This window comes from Arthrobacter mobilis (assembly GCF_012395835.1).
GTDB classification, from domain to species: Bacteria; Actinomycetota; Actinomycetes; order Actinomycetales; family Micrococcaceae; genus Crystallibacter; species Crystallibacter mobilis.
In genome coordinates, this window is the sequence record NZ_JAAZSQ010000007.1 from 143581 (window position 1) to 162648 (window position 19068).

At 68.0% G+C, this 19068-nt stretch carries 18 protein-coding genes; 8 read left to right on the forward strand and 10 right to left on the reverse strand.

Annotated features, from left to right (window positions below):
- Window positions 1–164 precede the first annotated feature (164 nt).
- Both HGG74_RS09680 and HGG74_RS09685 read left to right on the forward strand, forming a co-directional pair.
- Complete coding sequence (locus HGG74_RS09680) at window positions 165–365, forward strand: YegP family protein (protein WP_168486143.1); 201 nt, start codon at window positions 165–167, stop codon at window positions 363–365.
- 203 nt (window positions 366–568) lie between these two features.
- Window positions 569–1516, forward strand: coding sequence for a D-2-hydroxyacid dehydrogenase family protein (locus HGG74_RS09685; protein WP_168486144.1), 948 nt, complete (start codon window positions 569–571; stop codon window positions 1514–1516).
- Window positions 1517–1602: 86 nt separating this feature from the next.
- On the opposite strand, the gene HGG74_RS09690 is transcribed toward HGG74_RS09685, so the two are convergent.
- The 5 genes from HGG74_RS09690 to HGG74_RS09710 form a co-directional block, all read right to left on the reverse strand.
- The gene (locus tag HGG74_RS09690; protein ID WP_168486145.1) at window positions 1603–2520 is read right to left on the reverse strand and encodes a hydroxyquinol 1,2-dioxygenase; all 918 of its coding nucleotides are present in this window, start codon (window positions 2518–2520) and stop codon (window positions 1603–1605) included.
- Window positions 2521–2531: 11 nt separating this feature from the next.
- The gene (locus HGG74_RS09695; RefSeq protein WP_168486146.1) at window positions 2532–3608 is read right to left on the reverse strand and encodes a maleylacetate reductase; all 1077 of its coding nucleotides are present in this window, start codon (window positions 3606–3608) and stop codon (window positions 2532–2534) included.
- A 2-nt stretch (window positions 3609–3610) separates the two neighbouring features.
- Window positions 3611–5407 carry an FAD-dependent oxidoreductase gene (locus tag HGG74_RS09700; protein ID WP_168486147.1) on the reverse strand — a complete coding sequence of 599 codons (1797 nt, stop codon included), beginning with the start codon at window positions 5405–5407 and terminating at the stop codon, window positions 3611–3613.
- Window positions 5408–5606: 199 nt separating this feature from the next.
- The gene (locus HGG74_RS09705) at window positions 5607–6596 is read right to left on the reverse strand and encodes a helix-turn-helix domain-containing protein (protein WP_168486148.1); all 990 of its coding nucleotides are present in this window, start codon (window positions 6594–6596) and stop codon (window positions 5607–5609) included.
- Window positions 6593–7504, reverse strand: a complete 912-nt coding sequence (locus tag HGG74_RS09710; RefSeq protein ID WP_168486149.1) for a LysR family transcriptional regulator — start codon at window positions 7502–7504, stop codon at window positions 6593–6595. Before HGG74_RS09710 ends, HGG74_RS09705 begins: the two co-directional genes overlap by 4 nt.
- Window positions 7505–7671: 167 nt before the next feature.
- Between HGG74_RS09710 and HGG74_RS09715 the strand changes: the two genes are divergently transcribed.
- From HGG74_RS09715 to HGG74_RS09740, 6 genes are all read left to right on the forward strand, one after another.
- Complete coding sequence (locus HGG74_RS09715) at window positions 7672–8640, forward strand: ABC transporter substrate-binding protein (RefSeq protein ID WP_168486150.1); 969 nt, start codon at window positions 7672–7674, stop codon at window positions 8638–8640.
- Window positions 8637–9494, forward strand: a complete 858-nt coding sequence (locus tag HGG74_RS09720; protein WP_168486151.1) for an ABC transporter permease — start codon at window positions 8637–8639, stop codon at window positions 9492–9494. The genes HGG74_RS09715 and HGG74_RS09720 overlap by 4 nt, the downstream gene beginning before the upstream one ends.
- On the forward strand, window positions 9491–10294 hold the full coding sequence (locus HGG74_RS09725) for an ABC transporter permease (RefSeq protein ID WP_312856802.1): 804 nt from the start codon (window positions 9491–9493) through the stop codon (window positions 10292–10294). Before HGG74_RS09720 ends, HGG74_RS09725 begins: the two co-directional genes overlap by 4 nt.
- Window positions 10291–11118 carry an ABC transporter ATP-binding protein gene (locus tag HGG74_RS09730; protein ID WP_168486152.1) on the forward strand — a complete coding sequence of 276 codons (828 nt, stop codon included), beginning with the start codon at window positions 10291–10293 and terminating at the stop codon, window positions 11116–11118. The genes HGG74_RS09725 and HGG74_RS09730 overlap by 4 nt, the downstream gene beginning before the upstream one ends.
- Window positions 11119–11145: 27 nt before the next feature.
- Window positions 11146–12222, forward strand: a complete 1077-nt coding sequence (locus HGG74_RS09735) for an MBL fold metallo-hydrolase (protein WP_168486153.1) — start codon at window positions 11146–11148, stop codon at window positions 12220–12222.
- Window positions 12223–12343: 121 nt separating this feature from the next.
- On the forward strand, window positions 12344–12778 hold the full coding sequence (locus tag HGG74_RS09740) for a CBS domain-containing protein (RefSeq protein ID WP_168486154.1): 435 nt from the start codon (window positions 12344–12346) through the stop codon (window positions 12776–12778).
- Window positions 12779–12878: 100 nt separating this feature from the next.
- On the opposite strand, the gene HGG74_RS09745 is transcribed toward HGG74_RS09740, so the two are convergent.
- The 5 genes from HGG74_RS09745 to HGG74_RS09765 form a co-directional block, all read right to left on the reverse strand.
- Window positions 12879–15035, reverse strand: a complete 2157-nt coding sequence (locus tag HGG74_RS09745; protein WP_168486155.1) for an amylo-alpha-1,6-glucosidase — start codon at window positions 15033–15035, stop codon at window positions 12879–12881.
- Between the two features lie 152 nt (window positions 15036–15187).
- Window positions 15188–16132: an alpha/beta hydrolase gene (locus HGG74_RS09750; protein ID WP_168486156.1), complete on the reverse strand. Its 945-nt coding sequence runs from the start codon at window positions 16130–16132 to the stop codon at window positions 15188–15190.
- 31 nt (window positions 16133–16163) lie between these two features.
- On the reverse strand, window positions 16164–16658 hold the full coding sequence (locus HGG74_RS09755; RefSeq protein ID WP_168486186.1) for a flavin reductase family protein: 495 nt from the start codon (window positions 16656–16658) through the stop codon (window positions 16164–16166).
- A gap of 47 nt (window positions 16659–16705) precedes the next feature.
- A complete protein-coding gene (locus HGG74_RS09760) occupies window positions 16706–17902 on the reverse strand; it encodes an acyl-CoA dehydrogenase family protein (protein ID WP_312856803.1) in 1197 nt (398 codons plus the stop codon).
- Window positions 17903–18033: 131 nt separating this feature from the next.
- On the reverse strand, window positions 18034–18978 hold the full coding sequence (locus tag HGG74_RS09765; RefSeq protein ID WP_168486158.1) for a helix-turn-helix domain-containing protein: 945 nt from the start codon (window positions 18976–18978) through the stop codon (window positions 18034–18036).
- Window positions 18979–19068: the final 90 nt, after the last annotated feature.

Genomic DNA, 19068 nt, shown 5'->3' on the forward strand with positions numbered 1-19068 from the left:
TTTTTGGGTTTTTTACGCTTGTGACTTGAGTAACATTTCCCTTCTGGCTGGGAGCCACTTAGGGTTTTGACTAACGCCGGTCTGCAGCAAGGGGGTGCTGCGCCCGCCGGCGGGTGCAGGGCCCAATGACGGGCCATGGAGGAAATCATCCAGGGGGACGATACATGTTCGAAATTTTCCGGGACCGCAACCGGAAGTACCGCTTCCGCCTGATCGGCGAGAAGAACAGGGTTATCGCCGTATCCGAAGGGTACGACGAAAAGGCGCGGGTGGTGGCCGCGATCAATGACGCGCGCGAATACGCCGCCACCTCGCGGATCGCGGACAAGTCAGCCATTCCGGAGGGATTGGTACCGGCCAGTTAGCGTTCGCAGCGAGTGCCGAGGGCCCCGCTGTGAGCGAAGCGAACAGCGGGAAGGCACGATGCGCTGCCCCGCTGCGAGCTTGCGGGGCAGTAGGAAGGCGCGACGCGCTAATATGATGCGTTGACCGGACGACGGCGCCGCACCCGGCCAGGCTCTTGGGCCTGACCGGGTGCGTTTTGTTTTAAGGGCGGAAGGTTACTGGCATGAAAATTGCGGTGCTGGATGACTACCAGGACGTCGCGCTGGCGAGCGCCCCTTGGGCAGAGCTGGGCCCGGACGCCGAGGTGGTGCGGTTCACCGACCATGTGGACGACGTCGACGAACTGGCCCGGCGGCTGCAGGATGCGGACGTGCTGGTGCTCATGCGCGAACGCACTCCGGTGACCTCGGAACTGCTGGAGCGGTTGCCGAAGCTGCGGCTCATCACGACGACGGGCATGGCTAATGCCGCGATTGACCTGGCAGCGGCCCGCGGCCAAGGGGTGACCGTGTGCGGCACCATCCGTTCGACATACGCGGCTGCCGAACTGTCCTGGGCGCTGCTGATGGCCGCGGCCCGGGATATTCCGGCCAATGACCGCGACGTGCGCGCCGGCTACTGGCAGCGGCGCATCGGCATCGACCTGGACGGGAGCACGCTGGGGCTGCTGGGCCTGGGCCGGCTGGGCACGAAGATGGCCGGCTACGCGAAGGCGTTCGGCATGGAGGTCCTGGCTTGGAGTCCGAACCTGACCCCGGAGCGGGCCGCCGCAGGCGGCGCCGTCATGGTGGAGAAGGACGACCTGTTCCGGCGCAGTGACATTGTCAGCATCCATCTGAGGTATTCGGAACGGACCAAGGGGCTGGTGGGCCGCCGGGAGCTGGACCTGCTGGGCAGCGAGGGACGGCTGGTCAACACGTCCCGCGGGCCGATCGTGCAGGAAGCCGAACTGGTGGCCGCCCTGCACGGGCGGCGGATTGCTGCGGCCGCGCTGGATGTGTACGACGTCGAGCCGCTGCCTGCGGATTCGCCGCTGCGGGCCGCGCCGAACCTGATCCTGAGCCCGCACATCGGTTTCGTGACCAAGCGTGCCCACCGGCTGGGCTACACGCAGATGCTCGAGGACATCCAGGCCTTCCGGGCCGGGTCTCCGGTGAACGTCCTGACCTGACAAGACAATGACGGCGGCGGGCGGACCGGCTCAGAAAGCCTGTCCGGACGCCGCCGTCACCATACCAGGTGCGCGTCCCTCGTGTACTACGTGCCCGCGGGGGCGAGGACGATGTCGAAGCGTGTGCGGGCCCAGGTTTGGTTCCCGAGGTCGCGCCCGTCCGGGGTTTGTGTGCCGGGGGCCTGTTCCACGAAGGCCTTGATCAGGGAGTCCTTGACCCCGAACACGGAGTCGCCGATCTCCAGCTGGGGGTCGCCCTCGACGAAGATGTGGGTGACCAGGGTGCGCAGCCCGGGCGCGGTGACCATGAAGTGCAGGTGGGAGGCCCGCACCGGGGACCGGTTTACTGCCTCGAGCATCTTCCCGACCGGACCGTCGTGCGGGATCGGGTAGGGGGTGGGGGTCAGGCCCCAGAAGCAGTAGTTCCCGTCCGCGTCGGTGTAGAGGTGGGCCCGGCCAGCGGTACGCCCGTCGGCGTACTGGGCGTCGTAGAAGCCGTCCTCGTCGGCCTCCCAGACCTCGATCCTCGCCCCGGGCACGGGCTTGCCGCTGGTGTCGGTGACGGTGCCCTCGACCCAGCAGGGCTGGCCGGCCGCGCCGTGCGCGATGTCCCCGCCCAGAGGGATTTCGGGGGAGTCCTCGGCGAAGAACGGTCCGAACACGGTTGCCTCGGTGGCGTCCCCGACCGCCTGGTTGTTCACCGCCACGGTCATCATCGAGGCGCCGAGCACGTCCGAGAGCAGGATGAACTCCTGGCGCTTCTCATCGGTGAGGTGCCCGGCGGCGGTGAGGAATCCGATCGCCGTGTTCCACTCTTCCTCGGTCAGGCGCACCTCGCGGATGAAGGCGTGCAGGTGCCGGGTCAGCGCCTGCATCAGCTGCTTCAGCCGCGCGTCCGGGGTGTTCTCGAACGAGGCGAGGACCCTGTAGGTGAGGTCCTCCTCGATCCGGCGCTGCTGCCCGGAAACCGCCTCGCCGGCGGGGATGTGGGTGGTGTCGGTCATGGCGGTGTCCTTTACAGGTCGGTGAGCGTCTTGGGGTTCTCGCCGGTCAGGGCGGCGGTGAGCAGCGCGGTGAGGTTCTCCGCGGTCACGGGCCGGGGATTGGAGGCCGGGATCGCCGGCAGGGCGACCTCGACGGCCTCGGCGATGTTCTCCTGCCTGAACCCGTAGTCGGCCAGGGCGCGCGGGGCGTCTAGGGTTTCACGCAATGCCTGCAGGCCCTCGAGGGCACCGGCGGTGCCGAACGCGGCCGCAATCCGCCCGGTCGCTTCGGGGGCTGCGGGCGCGTTGAAGGCCAGCACGTAGGGCAGCACGGTGGCGTGGGTCTGGGCGTGCGGGAGGTTGAAGGTGCCCCCGAGCACGTGGCAGATCTTGTGGTGCAGCCCGGACCCGGCGCTGGCGAAGGCGACCGCGGCCAGATAGCATCCGTACAGGGCCTGCTCCCGGCCGGGGACTCCGGCCGGGTCTGCCGCCACCTGGGGCAGGCCCTGGTTCAGTGCGCGGATGCCCTCGGCGGCCAGGGCGGCGTTGATCGGGTCCGCGCGCGGTGCCCAGAGCGAGTCGATGCAGTGTGCCAGGGCGTTCAGTCCGGAGGCCACGGACAGCTCCACCGGCAGGGACAGGGTCAGGCCCGCATCGTAGACCACGCTCACCGGCAGGACACGGTCGTCCGTCCCGGTGCTCTTGCGCGCCGCCTCGGTCAGGCCCCAGACGTTGGTGGCCTCAGAGCCGGCATAGGTGGTTGGCACCGCCACGATCGGGATCCCGGTGGTCAGGGCGATCGCCTTGGCCAGGCCGGTGGTCGAGCCCCCGCCCACGGACACCAGCAGATCGACGTTGTACTCCGCCGCTGCCTCCCGGGCCTTCCCGGCGACCTCCACCGGCACGTGCATGACGACGTCGTTCCAGCGCAGCACGGGGGAAATCCCGGCACAGACCAGATCCGCGATCGCCGCCTCGGACTCCGAGGCGATCACCATCACCCGCGCAGCGCCCAGCCGCTCCACCTCCGCGGCCAGGTTGTCGGCCGCCTTCCCGGTGCCGAACAGCACCCGCTGTCCCAGCGTCACATGCTCAAAAACCAAAGACATTTCTACTCGCTTCTGCTCAGGATGGCGGACATGGCCTCCATCAGGGCTGCTTCGGGATCGGCGGGCAACTGCCGGCTGCGCCAGCCGACGTGCTTGTCCGGGCGGACCAGGACGGCACCGTCCTCGGCGACGCCGCGCAGCCTGGCCCAGTCGAAGTAGAGGTCGGTGATTTCGCGTCCAGGTCCGATGACCACAGTTTCCAACTTAACGCCGAGGCGGTCGGAAACCTTCTGCGCCGCCGTCGTCCAGTCCTCGCCGGTAATGCCGGTGAAGAGGGTGAACTGACCGTACGGGGCCAGGTCGTGCGTGGAGTACTTGTGCGCATTGTCGCCCACCCAGGCATGCGGGAAGCGGACCCCCGGATCGGTGGACTGCTCATAGTAGAGCTCCGGATCACGCGCCGGTGCAGGACGCCTCGTGCCGTCGCCGGCCACTGCCGCCGACCGGTAGTACTGGCCGAGTTCGACGCCGTGCGCGTTGAACTCGTAGTTCTTCAGCTCCATCGCCTCGAGAACCGCGGCCCGCTTGGCGGCGCCGGCAGGCGTGTTGTCCTTGCGCTCCTCGATCAGGGCGAGCATCTGCTCGGGGGATTCGGCCTTGTCGATGCCCAGGGCCTCGAACAGCTTGCCAAACTCGCGGCCTGACTTATTGGCCCGCAGCACGATCTGCTTGGCCACCGGAGCGCGTTCGGCCGAGTAGGTTTCCAGCAGTTCTTCGCCGGCCTGGCCGTTGAGCACGGCGGCCAGCTTCCACGCCAGGTTGTAGGAGTCCTGGATCGAGGTATTGGAGCCCAGACCGTTGCTCGGCGGGTGCTTGTGCACCGCGTCCCCGGCACAGAACACCCGGCCGGACTGCAGGTGCGTAGCGTACTGTTCGTTGTTGCCCCACAGCGAAATGCCGGTGATCTCCACGTCTAGGTCCTGCACGCCGATCAGGTTGCGCACAATCTGCCGGGCGTCGTCCTCGGACACCTCGGGGGTGCCTTCGCTGATGTCGAAGCCCCAGACAATCAGCCATTCGTTCCACGGCCGGACCATGCGCACCAGGCCCGCGCCGATGCCGCCAATGTTGGAGCCGGGCTGGACCACCCAGTACAGCACCGAGGGACGGTGCCCCACGAGCTCGGCAATGTCGGCCTTGAAGGTGATGTTCATCGAACCGGCGATGTCCATCTGCCCCTCGTACGGCAGCCCCAGGTCGGCGGCGACCTTGGAGCGGGCGCCGTCGGCACCGATCAGGTATTTGGCCCGGATGGTGTATTCGGTGCCGGTCAGCCGGTTCAGCACCCGGACGTTGACGCCATCGGAATCCTGCGTGTGCGAGAGGTATTCGGTGCTGAACTGGGTCTGGGTGCCGCGCATGGTGGCGTTCTTGACCAGGATCGGTTCCAGGTAGGTCTGCGGGATGTCGCAGTTCAGCGAGGGTGAGGCCAGCTCATAGTCCGCGTGGCGCGCCGGGTGCGTGCCCCAGGTGAGGATGCGGCCGATTTCCTCTCCGGCGATCGAGGTGCAGAAGACGGTGTCCCCGATCATGTGGTGCGGGGTCGCGTCCGCCAGCACCTGCTCCTCGATGCCCAGGTCGCGGAAGATCTCCATGGTCCGCTGGTTGGTGATGTGTGCCCGCGGGGTGTTCGCGGTCCAGCGGTACTTGGTGATCATGATGTTCGGAATCCCCAGCGAGGACAGGAACAAGGCAGCGGACGAACCGGCAGGGCCGGAGCCGACAATCAGGACATCCGTCTCGACGACGGCGGAATCCGGGGTCTGGGTCTCGGCGACCCCGTCATTGAAAATCACCATGGCATTACTCCACTTTCAACAGCCGGTCTTGTTCCGGACGACTGCTTCGAGTGTTCCAGCTCACAAGACTCCCCGGACCGCAGGAAGGCGATCACGGCGGATGCCGGCAAAAACGCGGCGGATCCGGTCAAAAAACCGCAACCCTCCCCAGCGTTGACGGTGCGGATACGGCCCTTCTCGGGGCTGAAAGGGGCCTTTTCTACGTCGTCGATGAGGAGGGCGAGGTGGGCGCGGCGGCGGACTTGCGGTCCTGCAGCGGGGAGAGGCCAAACTTCTCCTTGTAGCTGCGGGAGAAATGCGCCTGTGAGGCGAAGCCCAGCTGCGCGGCGAGGCCGCCCAGCGGCACCCGTGCGCCCGTGGGTGAGAGCAGCTGCCGCCGCGCCGCCTCCAGCCGTGCGTCCAAGATGGCGCGCGGCACGCTGCTGCCTGCCTCGGCGAAGACCCGTGACAGGTGGCGTTCCGAAATGCCGACGGCGGCGGCAATCCGCCCGGCCGACAGCCGCGGGTCCGCCAGCCGGGCGGTGATGAAGGCCTGGGCGGCGGCCAGATGGCCGGCCTGCCCGGCGCCGCCGCCCAGCAGTTCCGCCAGCAGCTCAAGCGCCGTCGTTTCCAGCCCGTCCCAGTCCGCGGTCCGGCCCGCCAGAGCACCCGACAGTGCCGAAGCCAGCGCTTCGGCATGTATGGACCCGGCGTCGGGCCCGCGGAAGCCGAAGACCTTCGGCCGGTTCAGCCCGGACCGTCCGGTGAGCTCGCTCAATGTCCGGCGGGGTACCTTCAGAGCCAGTTCCTTCAGCCCGTGCGAGAACCCGCGCATGAACGGCTGGTCTGCGTCATAGAGGATCGCCTGGCCGGGCTTGAGGATTTCGCAGCCGTCCCGGTGGTAGAAGAAGCCCTCGCCCTCGAGGGCGAAGTAGGCGACCACCGCTTCGGCCGGATGCTCCGCGATCTGGCGGGCCGAGCGTTCCACCACATGCGGATTGCCGGACACCTGGGCAAACTGCAGCCGGGGCAGGATCAGGTTCAGCTCCGTGGCTTCCAGCGCGCCGCCGGTGAGCGTGCGGGCCTGCAGCCCGACCAGGGCACGGGCATTGTGCTCTTCCCACAGCGAGATCCGCTGCGCGCCGGGCAGCCCGGCGGTGGAGAACCGGGTCAGACCGTGCGGGCGCGCACCGGGTGTGGCCTGCGTCATAGTTCACCAGTGTACGGGTGCTGCACAACCTCCAGGAAACGCGCCAGCACCGGTGGGGGCTGGATGTGCCGGGCCCGCACCAAGGTCGCGTACAGCGGCTGGACCGGCTGCAGCGGCGTATGGATCCGGACCCTGCTGCCGGCGATGTCCGCCACGGAGTGCGGCATCAGGCTGATTCCCATATCGGCCGAGATCAGTGGCACTGCCGTCTGCAGCGTGGACACGGTGCGGACCGACGACGGGCGGGTGCCCATCTCCTGCCAGAGCCGTTCGGCGATTTCGGGCAGGCCGGGAAAACCTGGACTGGCACTTGGCAGGATCCATGGCTCCCCGGCCAGTTCGGCCAGGTCCAGCGGCTCCGGCAGGTCTGCAAAGCGTGGTGGGACCACCGCCACCAGCGGCATGGCCAGTACCACGGCCATGACCAGCTCCCCGTGGGCAGCAGCAAGCCCCTCCGGATCCGATGTTGCCACGAAGCCGACGTCGGCACCGCCGGCGGCCACCTGGCGCAGGACCTCGGCAGGTTCAGGGTCGGAGAGTTCGACGGCGACGTCGGGCGCCTGTGCGGCATAAGCCTTTAGCAGCGGCGGCAAGTGGCCCCAGGCGAAGGTTGGCACCGAGGCGATGTGCAGCCTGCCGGCCAGCCCCTGGCCTAAGGCGCGCACCTGCTCCTCGAGGCGCTCGCTCCAGCGCAGCAGTTGGCGACCCTGGGTGGCCAGCAGTTCGCCTGCCGGGGTGGTGGAGACGCCCTGGTGGTGCTTGGAGAGCAGTTGCACGCCGAGCTGTTTTTCCAGCTGGAGCACCGACTGGCTCAGTGGCGGCTGGGTCATGTGCAGCGTGGCTGCGGCGCGGGAGACGGATCCCTCAGCCACGACAGCGAGGAAATACTCAAGCTGGCGCAGGTTCATAGTCGGAAATTGTATGGCATGGCCCACGAATTGATATTTGTCCTCTAGCACCCGCTCCGGGAGCCTGAATAGTGACCTGCAGCACAGCGAGCTGATTCCCAACTCCAGCTCTGAGGAGGAGCCATGACTTTTGCCGCGAACCGGATTCCGGCCCCCGGGCGGACGCCATGACAGCCAGGCAGTGGTCCGCAACTCTGGCAGCCCTGCTGGTCCTGGTTCTTGCCTCAGGCTGCGGCGTGGGCCGCGGCAGCGCCGTGGAGCTTGGCCCCGGTGCTCAAATCAAGGTCGGGGTGATTCCCGTGGCCGACTTCGCGCCGATCTACATCGCCGCAGAGGAGGGCTATTTCGCTGACGAAGGCCTGAACGTGAAGACCCAGGTCATGCAGAACGCCGCCGCGATTGCCCCGTCAGTGATCAACGGACAGTTGCAGTTTGGCACCGCCGCCGTGCCGCCGTTCCTGGGCGCCGTGCAGAAGGGCCTGCCACTGAAGGCGGTGGCCAATGGCACCTCCATTGCTGCCGACCCGGCCAAGGACCCGTCCGCTCTGGTTGCCGGGCCCGGCAACGGCATTACGCGGCCCAAGGACCTGGAAGGCCGCACGGTCGCCGTCAACGCGCTGAGCTCGATCGTGCACGTCACCGCGGCCGCCGCCGTGAAGGCCGATGGCGGGGACCCGGCGAAGGTGACCTTCGTGGCCATGCCGTTCCCGGATATGCTGCCGGCCCTGGCCCGCGGCGCCGTGGACGCCGCCTCCCTGGTGGAGCCGTTCCACGCCCGCTCGGTCGCCGAAGGCGCCCGGGTCATCGCCCACCCGTATTCGAAGGTGCTGCAGCCGAACGGTACTTTCACGGTGGTCTTTACTGCGCAGCCCTTCATTGAGACGAACCCCGGAATCGTGGAGAAGTTCGCCCGGGCCGTTGACCGCGCCAGCGTGGAGGCCGCGCGGAATCCGCAGAAGGTCGGGGCCGTGCTGGCCAAGTACGGCAAGCTTCCGCCGGAGGTCTTTGCCAGGATCCGGGTCCCCATGTACAGCGACAAACTGGACACGTCGGCGCTGGCCAGTACAGGTGAACTGATGCGCGGGCTCGGGTTCCTGCCCGGCAGCGTCGATGTGGAAAGCGCGGTATGGAAATGACAACGCAGATTCGGCAGTTGCCGGCGCAGGCCCGGGAAGGCACCGGCCGCAGGACGGCGCCGCGGCGCAGCTTCGCGGCCGGCAGGACCGGCAGGATGGCCCTCGGGGCCGGCACGGTCGTGGCCGTGATGGCCGTGTGGGAGGTGCTGGCACGCTCCGGTGCCTTCCCACCCGGCTCGATCCCGCCCGCGTCGGCCGTGCTGGCCGAATTCATCGGCCAACTGGGCACCCTAGGATTCTGGGAAGCCCTGTGGAACACGGTGTCCGTGGCCCTGCTGGGCCTGCTGCTGATCGTGGTGGTTGCTTCGCCGCTGGCACTGCTGATCGGCCTGGTGCGCCCGGTGCAGGAATCGGTCTGGTTCGTGCTGGAGTTCCTCAAGCCCATCCCGCCGGTGGCGCTCATTCCGCTGGGCCTGCTGCTGTGGGGGCCGTCGCCGGGGATGAAGCTGTTCTTGATCGTCATGGGCGCCATCTGGCCGCTGCTGACCCAGCTGATCTACGGGATCAGGGAAATCAACGGCGTCGGTGCGGAGATGGCCCGCAGCTACCGGTTGGGCCGGTGGTTGACCGTCAGCAGGCTCGTGGTGCCGTCGGTCCTGCCCTTCGCCCTGACCGGCCTGCGCATCTCGGCCTCCATCGCGGTCATCGTCGCCGTGGTGACCGAAATGATCGGCGGTGCCGCGGGACTGGGACAGAACATCGTGGTGGCCCAGTCCGCCGGGGCGCTGGCCGAGATGTATGCCCTGATCCTGGCTGCGGGCCTGCTTGGTTTAGCTATCAACGCCGGCTTCCGCGGGCTGGCGAAGCCGCTGCTGTTCTGGCACCCGTCCATCCGTCAGGAGGGAACCCTGTGAGCACTTTTCCATCCACCCGGTCCCGTGGCGGGATCCGGCTCATCCTGCTGCGGGCCTGGCTGCCAGCCGGACTCGTAGCAGCCTGGTGGCTCGCCTCGGCATCCAGCACCTCGCTGTACTTCCCGCCGCTGCAGACTATCCTCGAGACCCTCGGGGCCGACTGGGCCGGCCCCAGCTTCGCCGGGCACCTGCTGCCGAGCATCGGCAAGTTCCTGGCCGGCTTCCTCATTGCGGCGGTCGCCGGCATCTTCCTGGGCCTGGTGATCGGCATGTACCCGGCGCTGCGGGCGGCCGTTGAGCCGATCGTGCAGTTCCTGCGGTCGCTGCCGCCGCCGGTGCTGCTGCCGGTCGGCCTGCTGGTCTTTGGTATAGGCGCGTCGATGAACATCGCGATCATTGCCTTTGGAGCGGTCTGGCCCACGCTCCTGAACACCATCGACGGGGTCCGTTCGCTGGATCCGCAGCTGACCGAGATGACCCGGTCCTACCGGCTGACCCGGGCACAGAAGATCCGCTGGGTCATCCTGCCCAACGCCAGCCCGCAGATCTTCGCCGGCCTGCGCACCACCTTGCAGATGGCGATCATCCTGATCGTCGTGTCCGAGATGGTCGCCTCCACCAACGGCATCGGCTACTACGTGCTCAATTCCCAGCAGACCTTCGCCGTGCCGCAGACCTGGGCCGGGACCCTGGTCCTGGGGGCGCTGGGCTACCTGGCCAACCTTGTTTTCATCCGTATTGAAGGGTACGTCCTGCGCTGGCAGGCCGGCCTGCTCGCCATCACAGGAAGCGGTGCATGAGAATGACCGAAACCTATCCGCAGACCGGAACCGGATCCGCCCCGGGTTCCGCCGACGTCGTGCTGGAACTGCAGGCCCTGCAGAAAAGCTACGGGGCCGCGAAGATTCTGGCCGGGGTCGACTTCCAGATCCGCAGGGGCGAATTCGTGTGCGTGGTCGGCCCGTCCGGGTCGGGCAAGACCACACTACTCAAGTGCATGGCCGGACTGCTGGAACCGAGCGGCGGGCAAACCGTGTTCGAGGGGGCGCCGGTGACCGAGCCTCCGGCGAAGCTGGCCGTGGTGTTCCAGGACTACAGCCGCTCGCTGCTGCCCTGGATGACCGTGTGGGCCAACGTGGAGCTGCCCATGCGCAACAAGTTCGGCAAGGCCGAACGGCCCGCCCGGATCGAATCCGTGCTCGAGGCTGTAGGCCTGGCCGGCAAGGGCAGCCTTTACCCGTGGCAGATGTCCGGGGGCATGCAGCAGCGCGCCGCCATCGCCCGCGGCCTGGCCTACCAGCCGGACGTGCTGCTGATGGACGAACCCTTCGCCGCCGTGGACGCGCAGACCCGGATCGAGCTGGAGGATCTGGTCCTGCGGGTGAGAGCCGAGTTCGACACCACCGTCGTGTTCGTCACCCACGACATCGACGAGGCTGTCTACCTCGGCGACCGGGTGATCGTGCTCTCCGGAGCCCCCACCACCGTCAGCCGTAATCTCGCCGTCGACCTGCCCGCCCCCCGCAACCAGGTCCGGACCAAATCACTGCCCGAGTACGCCCGGTTGCGCGCCGAAGTGTTCGAGCTGATCCAGTCCGCCAAGTCCCACGCCACCATCCGCTAACCCCCGCACCGAGAGAAAGACACGCCCATGACCCGCAAATACGAGCCCCTGACCGCAACCGAGGCCGCCAAATACCGCACCCGCGTGACCCTGCTGGGCACCGCCGGCGGCCCGCCATGGTGGGACGGCTCGGACCGGAACGGGATCTCCACGGCCGTCACTGTCAACGGACAGGTCTACCTGATCGACTGCGGCGAGGGCTGGGGCCCGCAGTTCCGCAAGTCCGGCCTCGGCCCCGCAGGATTCCAGAAGGGCCTGGACAACCTGCGGGCGGTGTTCATCACCCACCACCACTCGGACCACATGGTCGACTACCCGAACCTTTTGCTGCTGGCCTGGCACAACGGCTCCGACGGGCTCAAGCAGCCCATCCAGATCCACGGACCGGGCGACCGCGGCGTGCTGCCGCCGATCTTTGACGAGGACAAGCGCGAGCACTTGCCCGAGGTGTTCCACCCCAAGTCCCCAACCCCGGGCCTGGTCGAATCCTCGGAAAAGCTGCTGCAGGCCTATGCCCTGGACATCAACGACAGGATGCGCGACAACGCCAAGCAGGACCTGCGGGAGATCTTTCAGTTCCACGACATCGAGCTGCCCGCCGGCACCGGGGACGACCCCAACGGGAACCCGACCCCGGCGATGGATCCGTTCGAGATCTACCGGGATGAAAACGTGCGGATCACCGCCATCCTGGTCGACCACCGGCCCATCTTCCCGGCCTTTGCCTTCCGCTTCGACACCCCGGACGGTGCCATTGTCATCTCCGGGGACACCGGGGTATGCCAGAACCTGGTCACCATTGCCGAGGGCGCGGACCTGCTGCTGCACGAGTGCATCGACCTGGACTGGGTCGACGGGCTGCTCGGCCCGGACTCGCCCAAGCCGGACCCGAACCTGATGCAGCACATGCTCGCCGCGCACACCGCCATTGAACAGGTCGGCCCTCAGGCCGAAAAGGCAGGGGTCAACACCCTGGTCCTGACCCACCTGGTTCCCGGCAACACCCCGGTGGAGAAGTGGCAAAAGGCCCAAGTTGGCTTCTCCGGCAACCTCGTCGTCGGCGAGGACCTGATGCACTTCGGCCTCGGCGAACCGCAGGGCTGACGAAGCCGGCAATGGCTGGGGGACGGGCGGTCTGTACCCCTCGGGGCTCCGGGCGTAGGCTGGCAGTATCGGCGCTGGTGCCGAAGCTCCGGCGTCGATACCCATCGATGAAGGAGGAATCATGAGCGTCGTCCGTGAATTCATGACGACGGATTGTCGGTGTATCGGGGAGAACCAAACCCTCGAAGAGGCCGCCCGCATGATGAGGGACATGGACTGCGGGTCGCTGCCGATCTGCGGCGACGACGGCAAGCTCAAGGGCTTCATCACCGACCGCGACATCGTGGTCAAGTGCCTGGCCGAGGGCCGGGACGCCCGGGAAGTGAAGGCGATGGATCTGGCGCAGGGCAAGCCGCACTGGATCGACGCCGATGCCAACATCGACGACGCCATTGCGATGATGGAGAAGTACCAGATCCGGCGCCTGCCGGTCATCACCGACCACAAGCTGGTGGGCATCATCAGCCAGGGTGATATTGCGCGCAACTACAGCGAACAGAAGGTGGGCGAGCTGGTGGAGCATGTGTCCGCCAAGAAGCCCATGCAGATGATGTAGCCGCAGTCGGGGACCTTCGCAGACCCCCGGATAACCAACGCATCTGCGCCACGGAGTCCGCTCCGTGGCGCTCTTGTGTGGCTGTCCCGGGCCGGTTCCGTTATTTTTCCGGGCGCAGTTTGGCCTGCTCCACCAGCTCGGTTATCCAGGGCCGGGTCCCGCGGTGGAGCACCAGGCCTTCGGGCAGACCCTGGACGGTGGCGCTGGTGCCGGAGGCATCGATGGTGATCCGGCCGGCGCCCGTGGGGGCGTTAGTGATGTGCAGGTGGCCGAAGGACTGCGGCAGCACCGGGTCTATCCAGACTCCGCCGAGGGAAACGTGGGCGTCGTAGCGCAGAAGGCTTGTCACCAGCTGGATGGGCGTGGTGGCGGCCCAGGCCTGCGGCGAGCACGCCGTGGGATAGGGCACCGGCTGGTTGAACTGTTGCCGGTCAAAGCCGCAGAACAGTTCGGGCAGCCGGCCCTCCGAGTACTCGGCGGCCTCCAGCAGGGCGGTGGCGATCCGCTGTGCCTGCTCCACGAAGCCGTAGCGCATCAGGCCCGCCGCAATGATGGCGTTGTCGTGGGGCCAGACCGAGCCGTTGTGGTAGCTGGCCGGGTTGTAGGCGCCCATGTCGGACGCCAGGGTGCGCACGCCCCAGCCGCTGAACATTTCCGGGGACATGAGCTTCTCGGCCACCAGCGGCACCTTGTCCTCATCGACGAGGCCGAACCAGAGGCAGTGCCCCATGTTGGACGCGCAGGCGTCCACGGGCCGCTTGTCCCTGTCCAGGGCGACGGCGTAGTAGCCCTTCTGCGGCAGCCAGAACTGTTCGTTGAACCGCTGCTTCAGCCGGGCCGCGCGCTCCCGCAGGTCGGCCGCCAGAGCCAGGTCACCGGCGTCGTAGGCCATCCACGCCCGCGCCATGTACGCGCCGTGGACATAGGCCTGCACCTCGCACAGGGCGATGGGCGGTTCCGCCATGCGCCCGTCGGCGAAGTTGATCCCGTCCCAGGAATCCTTCCAGCCCTGGTTGATCAGCCCCCGGTCATTCAGCCGCGCATATTCGACGAACCCGTCGCCGTCCCTGTCCCCGTAGTTCTCGATCCACTCCAGCGCCCGGTCCGCGTGCGGCAGCAGTGCGGCAATGGTCTCCTTGGCAAAGCCCCAGCGACTGACCGAGCCCAGCACGACCACGAACAAAGGGGTCGCATCCACACTGCCGTAGTACGCGGACTTGCCGCCCAGCGCCAGCCCGCTGGAGACGTCCAGCCTGACCTCGTGCAGGATCTTGCCCGGCTCCTCCTCACTGGCCGGGTCCACCACCGTGCCCTGGCGGTCGGCCAGCGTCTGCAGGGTACCCAGGGCCAGCGAGGGGTCCACCGGCAGCGACATTTCCGAGGCCAGCAGCGAATCCCGCCCGAACAGGGTCATGAACCACGGCGCCCCGGCGGCGACCACCACCCGCTCCGGATGCTCCGGGTCCTCGATCCGCAGCGCGCCCAAGTCGTCGTAGCTGCGCCGCAGGGTCCGTTCGATCGAGCGGTTGCCCATGTGCAGCACCGGGATCTTCGCCACCCATTCCTGCCGGCGCCTGTCCCGCGGGGACATGTCTCCCGGTGCCGGGTGCGCAAACGGCGCCGCCGGACCGTGCCCGTCGACGGCGGGCACCACGCTCAGGCGGGTGCTCCAGTGCCCGTGCGGCGGGACGGTGATCCGGTAGGCCAAAGCCTCCGGGACGGCCTCGGCACCGGCGGCCCTGACGACGACGCCCTTCCGGACGTCCTGCCAGACAGCCCGGATGGTCAGCGAACCGTTCCCGGGCTCCCGCCTTTCGTCCCATTGCCGCTGGATCCGCGCCTCCTTCACCTCGAACAGGTCCGCGAAATCCGCTTCCACGGCCAGCGCGACCACGCACTCGGCGGGGTCCGCCGAGAAGTTGCGGACGGTGATGTCCTCGAGGATTCCGGCCCCGACTTCCCGCAGCCGTTCCACCAGCAGCGGGCTGTCCGCATAGCCGTCCGAGCGCGGGACACGGCCGGCGAACAGCGCCCGGTACGGCTCCTTTGTTTCTGCGGCCAGGGGCTCGATCGGCTGGCCGTTGACGGTCAGGTTCCAACGGGACAGGATGCGCGTGTCCTGATGGAACACCCCGTGCGGCAGTTCCGGATGGATATCCCCATTCGCCGACGAGATGCAGAAGGACGAACCTTCCACCAAAGTAACCGTCCCGGACCCCAGCGGCCCGGCCGCCGTATCAGCATTCCATCCAGCCATGCCGGTTCCTCGCAGCGGATTGGTGCGGGTGTGGCCGCGGCACGGAGCCTTGGGCCGGCCGCCGCCTCTGCCGTTAACCGACGCTACGCCGGTCTGCGTCCGTGCGCCAGCCCCGTCCGGCTGAACCGGACGGCGCCCGCACAGTTCCCGGTTCAGCCCGCGACCGGGCCGCCTCTGAGTTTGCCGGCAATCACTTCGACCACCTCGGCACTGGCCGGCAGCACGTTGACCATGGAGAAGAAGGCGTGCATCTGCCCCGGCCACCGGTGGTGCTCCACCGGCACGCCAGCCTCGCGCAGCCGCCGGGCGTAGGCCTCGCCCTCGTCGCGCAGCACGTCGTGCTCGGCGGTGATCACCAGCGCCGGCGGCAGTCCCGTCAGGGACTCGGCGCGCAGCGGGGCGGCCTCCGGATGCAGCCGGTCCTCCGGGGCCGGGACGTAATGGTTCCAGAACCAGTGCATGAAGTCGGTGGTCAGGAAGGACTGGTTCTCCGGCTCCAGATAGGACGCCCGGGTGAAGTCGGCGTCGGTGACCGGATAGACCAGGATCTGGCTGGCCAGCGCGGGACCACCGTTGTCCCGCGCGCGCAGCGCGGTGACCGCCGAGAGGTTGCCGCCGGCGCTGTCGCCGCCGATGTAGAGCGGCACCCGGGCCCCGGCGATCTGCTCCAGGTGCTTGTCCGTCCACTGCAGGGCGGTCCAGCTGTCCTGGACCGGGGTGGGGAAGGGGTGCTCGGGGGCCTTGCGGTATTCGGCCAGCACGACGGCGGCGTCGGACTTGTGTGCCAGCTGGCGGGCGAGGGTGTCGAAGCTGTCAATGTCCTCGAGTACCCAGCCGCCGCCGTGCAGGTAGAGCAGCACCGCCGCGGGGGCCTGCACCGGGACGTGCACGCGAACCCGGAAGCCGCCGCCGTCGGATGCGGCCAGAGTGTGGTCCTCGGTGCGCAGCATTTCCGGACCCGGTCCGTAGAGCTCCTTCAGCCCGCTGCTGGCCGCGCGCGCCTCGGCGGGGCTCATTTCCCACAGCGGCTTGGCGTCCGGGCCGCCGGCTTCGGCCATGCCGGCGAGGAACGTCAGGGTTGCCTCATCAAGTGCCATGGATTCTTCTCCTCTATCTATAGGTTGACGTTCAGGCGAGCACGGATTGCCCACCGAGGCTGTGCCAGGTGCGGTTGTGGAAGACCAGCGGATCCGGGGCAGCGTCCGGGACCCGGGCCTGCAGGACCTGGACGGCGACGACCGTCGAATCCCCAGCCTCCATACGGTCCACGACGCGTCCACGCAGCCAGGTCTGGGCGTCCGTCAGGACAGGTTCGCCGGTTACCAGCCGGGACCAGCTTGTATGGTCGGCGAACCTGTCGATGCCGCCGGTGGCGAAGGTCTTGGCCAGCTGGACCTGCCCGGCCCCGAGCAGGTGGACCACCACGGTTTCAGCCCGGGCCAGGGCCGGTGCAGCCGAGGAGAAGGCCGAAAGCGAGAACACCAGCAGCGGGGGATTGGCCGAGACGGAGATGACCGAGCTGGCGGTCAGCCCCACCGGCCCGCCCCCAGGATCGGCGGTGATCACGGCGACGCCCGCCGGGTGGTTGCGGAAGGCCGCCTTGAACTCATCGGCCGGGACCATGTCCTCGAAGGCGCCCTCGGCCACCCGCCGGGCGGAGCGGATGCCACTCACCGCTGCTTCTGCACCAGGGAGAAGAAGACCCACTCGGAGTCCTTGGCCAGGCCGGCGAGCATCCGGCCGCAGGCCTGCAGCACCACGGGCCCGGAGGTCATGTGCTGGGTGCCGGCGTGCATGTCGCGGAAGAAACGCTGCAGGTCGCCCTCGCGCAGGGCAGCGGTGGCCGCCCACTTGTAGACTGTCATGCAGACCTCGTGCGCGGACCATGTGGCGTTGTTCAGGGCCAGCCGGGTCAGCGTCTCCTGCTCGTCGGAGAGCAGCTCGCCGCGATCCAAGGCCGCCTCGTTGTCCGCCCAGACGTCCATGACGAACGCGCGGGCCGAGCGCAGGGTTGCCTCGGCCTTGGCGAATTCGGCGGCGAACTGGTCGGTGTCCACGCTGGCACCGGGGGCGCCGGACTTCTTCTGCGCCAGCACCTTCATCTCGTCCAGCATCCGGCGGCCCACGCCCAAAGCCCAGCCGGCGTGGTTGATCCCGGACATGTTGGCCAGGCCCATCCGGTAGATCGCGCCGCCGTGCACGCAGTCCTTGGTGGCCACGTTGTAGGTGTAGGCCTCCGGGACGAAGAGGTCCTCAGTGCTGTAGTCGATGCTGCCGGTGGCCCTCAGGCCCATCACGTCCCAGTTGTCCACGATCTGCGCCTGTTCCTTGGGGAAGGTGAAGATCAGCGGCTCGCCGGTTTCCTGGACCAGGGCCGCGGTGTGGATGTGGCTGGCGTGCGGCAGCCCGGAGGCAAAGCTCCAGGACCCGGTGAGCAGATAGCCGCCGTCGACCTTCTTGGCGGTGCCCAGCCGGGTACCCTGGCCTGCCATCAGGTGGTAGCCGCCGTCGGCGAACAGCTCGGCGGTCGCCTCGGCGCCCTGGTAGGCGGCGGTGGTGCCGGTGATCATCTGCAGGGCCATGACCGCCCAGCCGGTGGAGGCATCCGCGTAGGCGAGTTTTTCGATCACCTCGATGACCTGCCGCGGCGAGGCTTCATAGCCGCCCAGATCCCGCGGAATGCCCAGTCGGAAGACGCCCGCGGCGTGCAGGGCCTGTGCCGCGGCCTCGGTCAGGTGGCCGAGTTTCTCGTTCTGTGCGGCCTGGGACATCAGCAGCGGGGTGATTTCCTCGATCCGCTCCAGCAGGCCGGGAACTTCGGCACTGACGTGCAGTTGCCCGGTGGTTTCGGAAATGGTTTGGGACACTTCTGTGCTCCTTTGCCCGATGGGTGTGACGTGCATCTCATCGTGGCAGTGGAATGTCCCGTCCGGGGCCGATGGCTGAAACAGGCAAAATCTTTGTCCCGCAGGGACAAGTGCACGGCCAGCCGCATCCGTCAATCGGCGCGTGCGTCGCGCGGGGTGCGGCCGTACGCCTGCTTGAAGGCGCGGGAGAAATGTGCGGCGGAAACGAAGCCGACGGAGGCGGCGATGGCGCCGATCGGTGTGCTGCGCAGCTGCGGGTCGGCCAGCTTATCCGCGGCGCGGCGCAGCCGGGCGTCCATGATCTCCCGGGTGGCGGTGGTCCCTGCTGCGGCGAAGACGCGCGTCAGGTGGCGGTCACTGATGCCCACGGCGCGGGCAATCCGGGCCGCGGACAGGTCCGGTTCGTGCAGGTGGCGGCGGATGTAGTCACGGGCACTGGGCAGGTAGCCGGACGTGCCGGCGTGCGTGCCGGTGAGCAGGTCGAAGAGGTCAAGGGCAGAGTCCTCCACCTGCTGCGGGTCCGGCGGCGGGGCTTGCAGCGCATCGCGGATCGTGCGCACAGCGGCCAGTGCGTGCGCGGCGAACGGCAGGCCCGGTCCGGGGCGCAGCACGCGCGGCGACGGCAGGCCGGACTGCCCGGTCCGCTCCTCGTACAGTCCGCGGGGAACTTCGAGGATCACCTGGCGCATCGACGTCGAAAAGCCGTACATGAACGGCCGGTCCGCGTCGTAGAGGATCGCGTCTCCGGCGCCGAGGACCTCACAGCCGTCGGAGTGGTAGTAGAAGGCCTGGCCCTCCAGCAGCAGGCAGAGCGGGAGCGTGTCGGCCGGGGTGGAGCGGATGTTCTCCGGGGACCGCTCCACCACGTGGTCGTTGCCTTTCATCTCGGTGAAGCGCAGGCGGGGCAGGCGCAGGTTGCGTTGCGCAGCCAGGAGCCCTGCGGCGGCCAGGGTGCGGCAGTGCAGGTCGATCAACGAGCGCTTGTTGTGCTCTTCCCAGAGAGGCAGGCGGTCCTGCCGCGGCACCTGCGTGGTGGAGAAGGCGGTGGCCACGACGGAAGGGGTCCCAAAGCCCAAGTCCGGCTCCTTCGGCTGACGGTTGAGTTGTCCAACGATACCTGTGATCGCAGCCACAGGGAATGTATGTTGCGGAAGGGTGGAGAGGGG

Coding starts and splice junctions, on each gene's coding strand:
- HGG74_RS09680 (WP_168486143.1), top strand. CDS start 165: ATGTTCGAAATTTTCCGGGACCGCAACCGGAAGTACCGCTTCCGCCTG.
- HGG74_RS09685 (WP_168486144.1), top strand. CDS start 569: ATGAAAATTGCGGTGCTGGATGACTACCAGGACGTCGCGCTGGCGAGC.
- HGG74_RS09690 (WP_168486145.1), bottom strand. CDS start 2,520: ATGACCGACACCACCCACATCCCCGCCGGCGAGGCGGTTTCCGGGCAG.
- HGG74_RS09695 (WP_168486146.1), bottom strand. CDS start 3,608: ATGTCTTTGGTTTTTGAGCATGTGACGCTGGGACAGCGGGTGCTGTTC.
- HGG74_RS09700 (WP_168486147.1), bottom strand. CDS start 5,407: ATGGTGATTTTCAATGACGGGGTCGCCGAGACCCAGACCCCGGATTCC.
- HGG74_RS09705 (WP_168486148.1), bottom strand. CDS start 6,596: ATGACGCAGGCCACACCCGGTGCGCGCCCGCACGGTCTGACCCGGTTC.
- HGG74_RS09710 (WP_168486149.1), bottom strand. CDS start 7,504: ATGAACCTGCGCCAGCTTGAGTATTTCCTCGCTGTCGTGGCTGAGGGA.
- HGG74_RS09715 (WP_168486150.1), top strand. CDS start 7,672: ATGACAGCCAGGCAGTGGTCCGCAACTCTGGCAGCCCTGCTGGTCCTG.
- HGG74_RS09720 (WP_168486151.1), top strand. CDS start 8,637: ATGACAACGCAGATTCGGCAGTTGCCGGCGCAGGCCCGGGAAGGCACC.
- HGG74_RS09730 (WP_168486152.1), top strand. CDS start 10,291: ATGAGAATGACCGAAACCTATCCGCAGACCGGAACCGGATCCGCCCCG.
- HGG74_RS09735 (WP_168486153.1), top strand. CDS start 11,146: ATGACCCGCAAATACGAGCCCCTGACCGCAACCGAGGCCGCCAAATAC.
- HGG74_RS09740 (WP_168486154.1), top strand. CDS start 12,344: ATGAGCGTCGTCCGTGAATTCATGACGACGGATTGTCGGTGTATCGGG.
- HGG74_RS09745 (WP_168486155.1), bottom strand. CDS start 15,035: ATGGCTGGATGGAATGCTGATACGGCGGCCGGGCCGCTGGGGTCCGGG.
- HGG74_RS09750 (WP_168486156.1), bottom strand. CDS start 16,132: ATGGCACTTGATGAGGCAACCCTGACGTTCCTCGCCGGCATGGCCGAA.
- HGG74_RS09755 (WP_168486186.1), bottom strand. CDS start 16,658: ATGGTCCCGGCCGATGAGTTCAAGGCGGCCTTCCGCAACCACCCGGCG.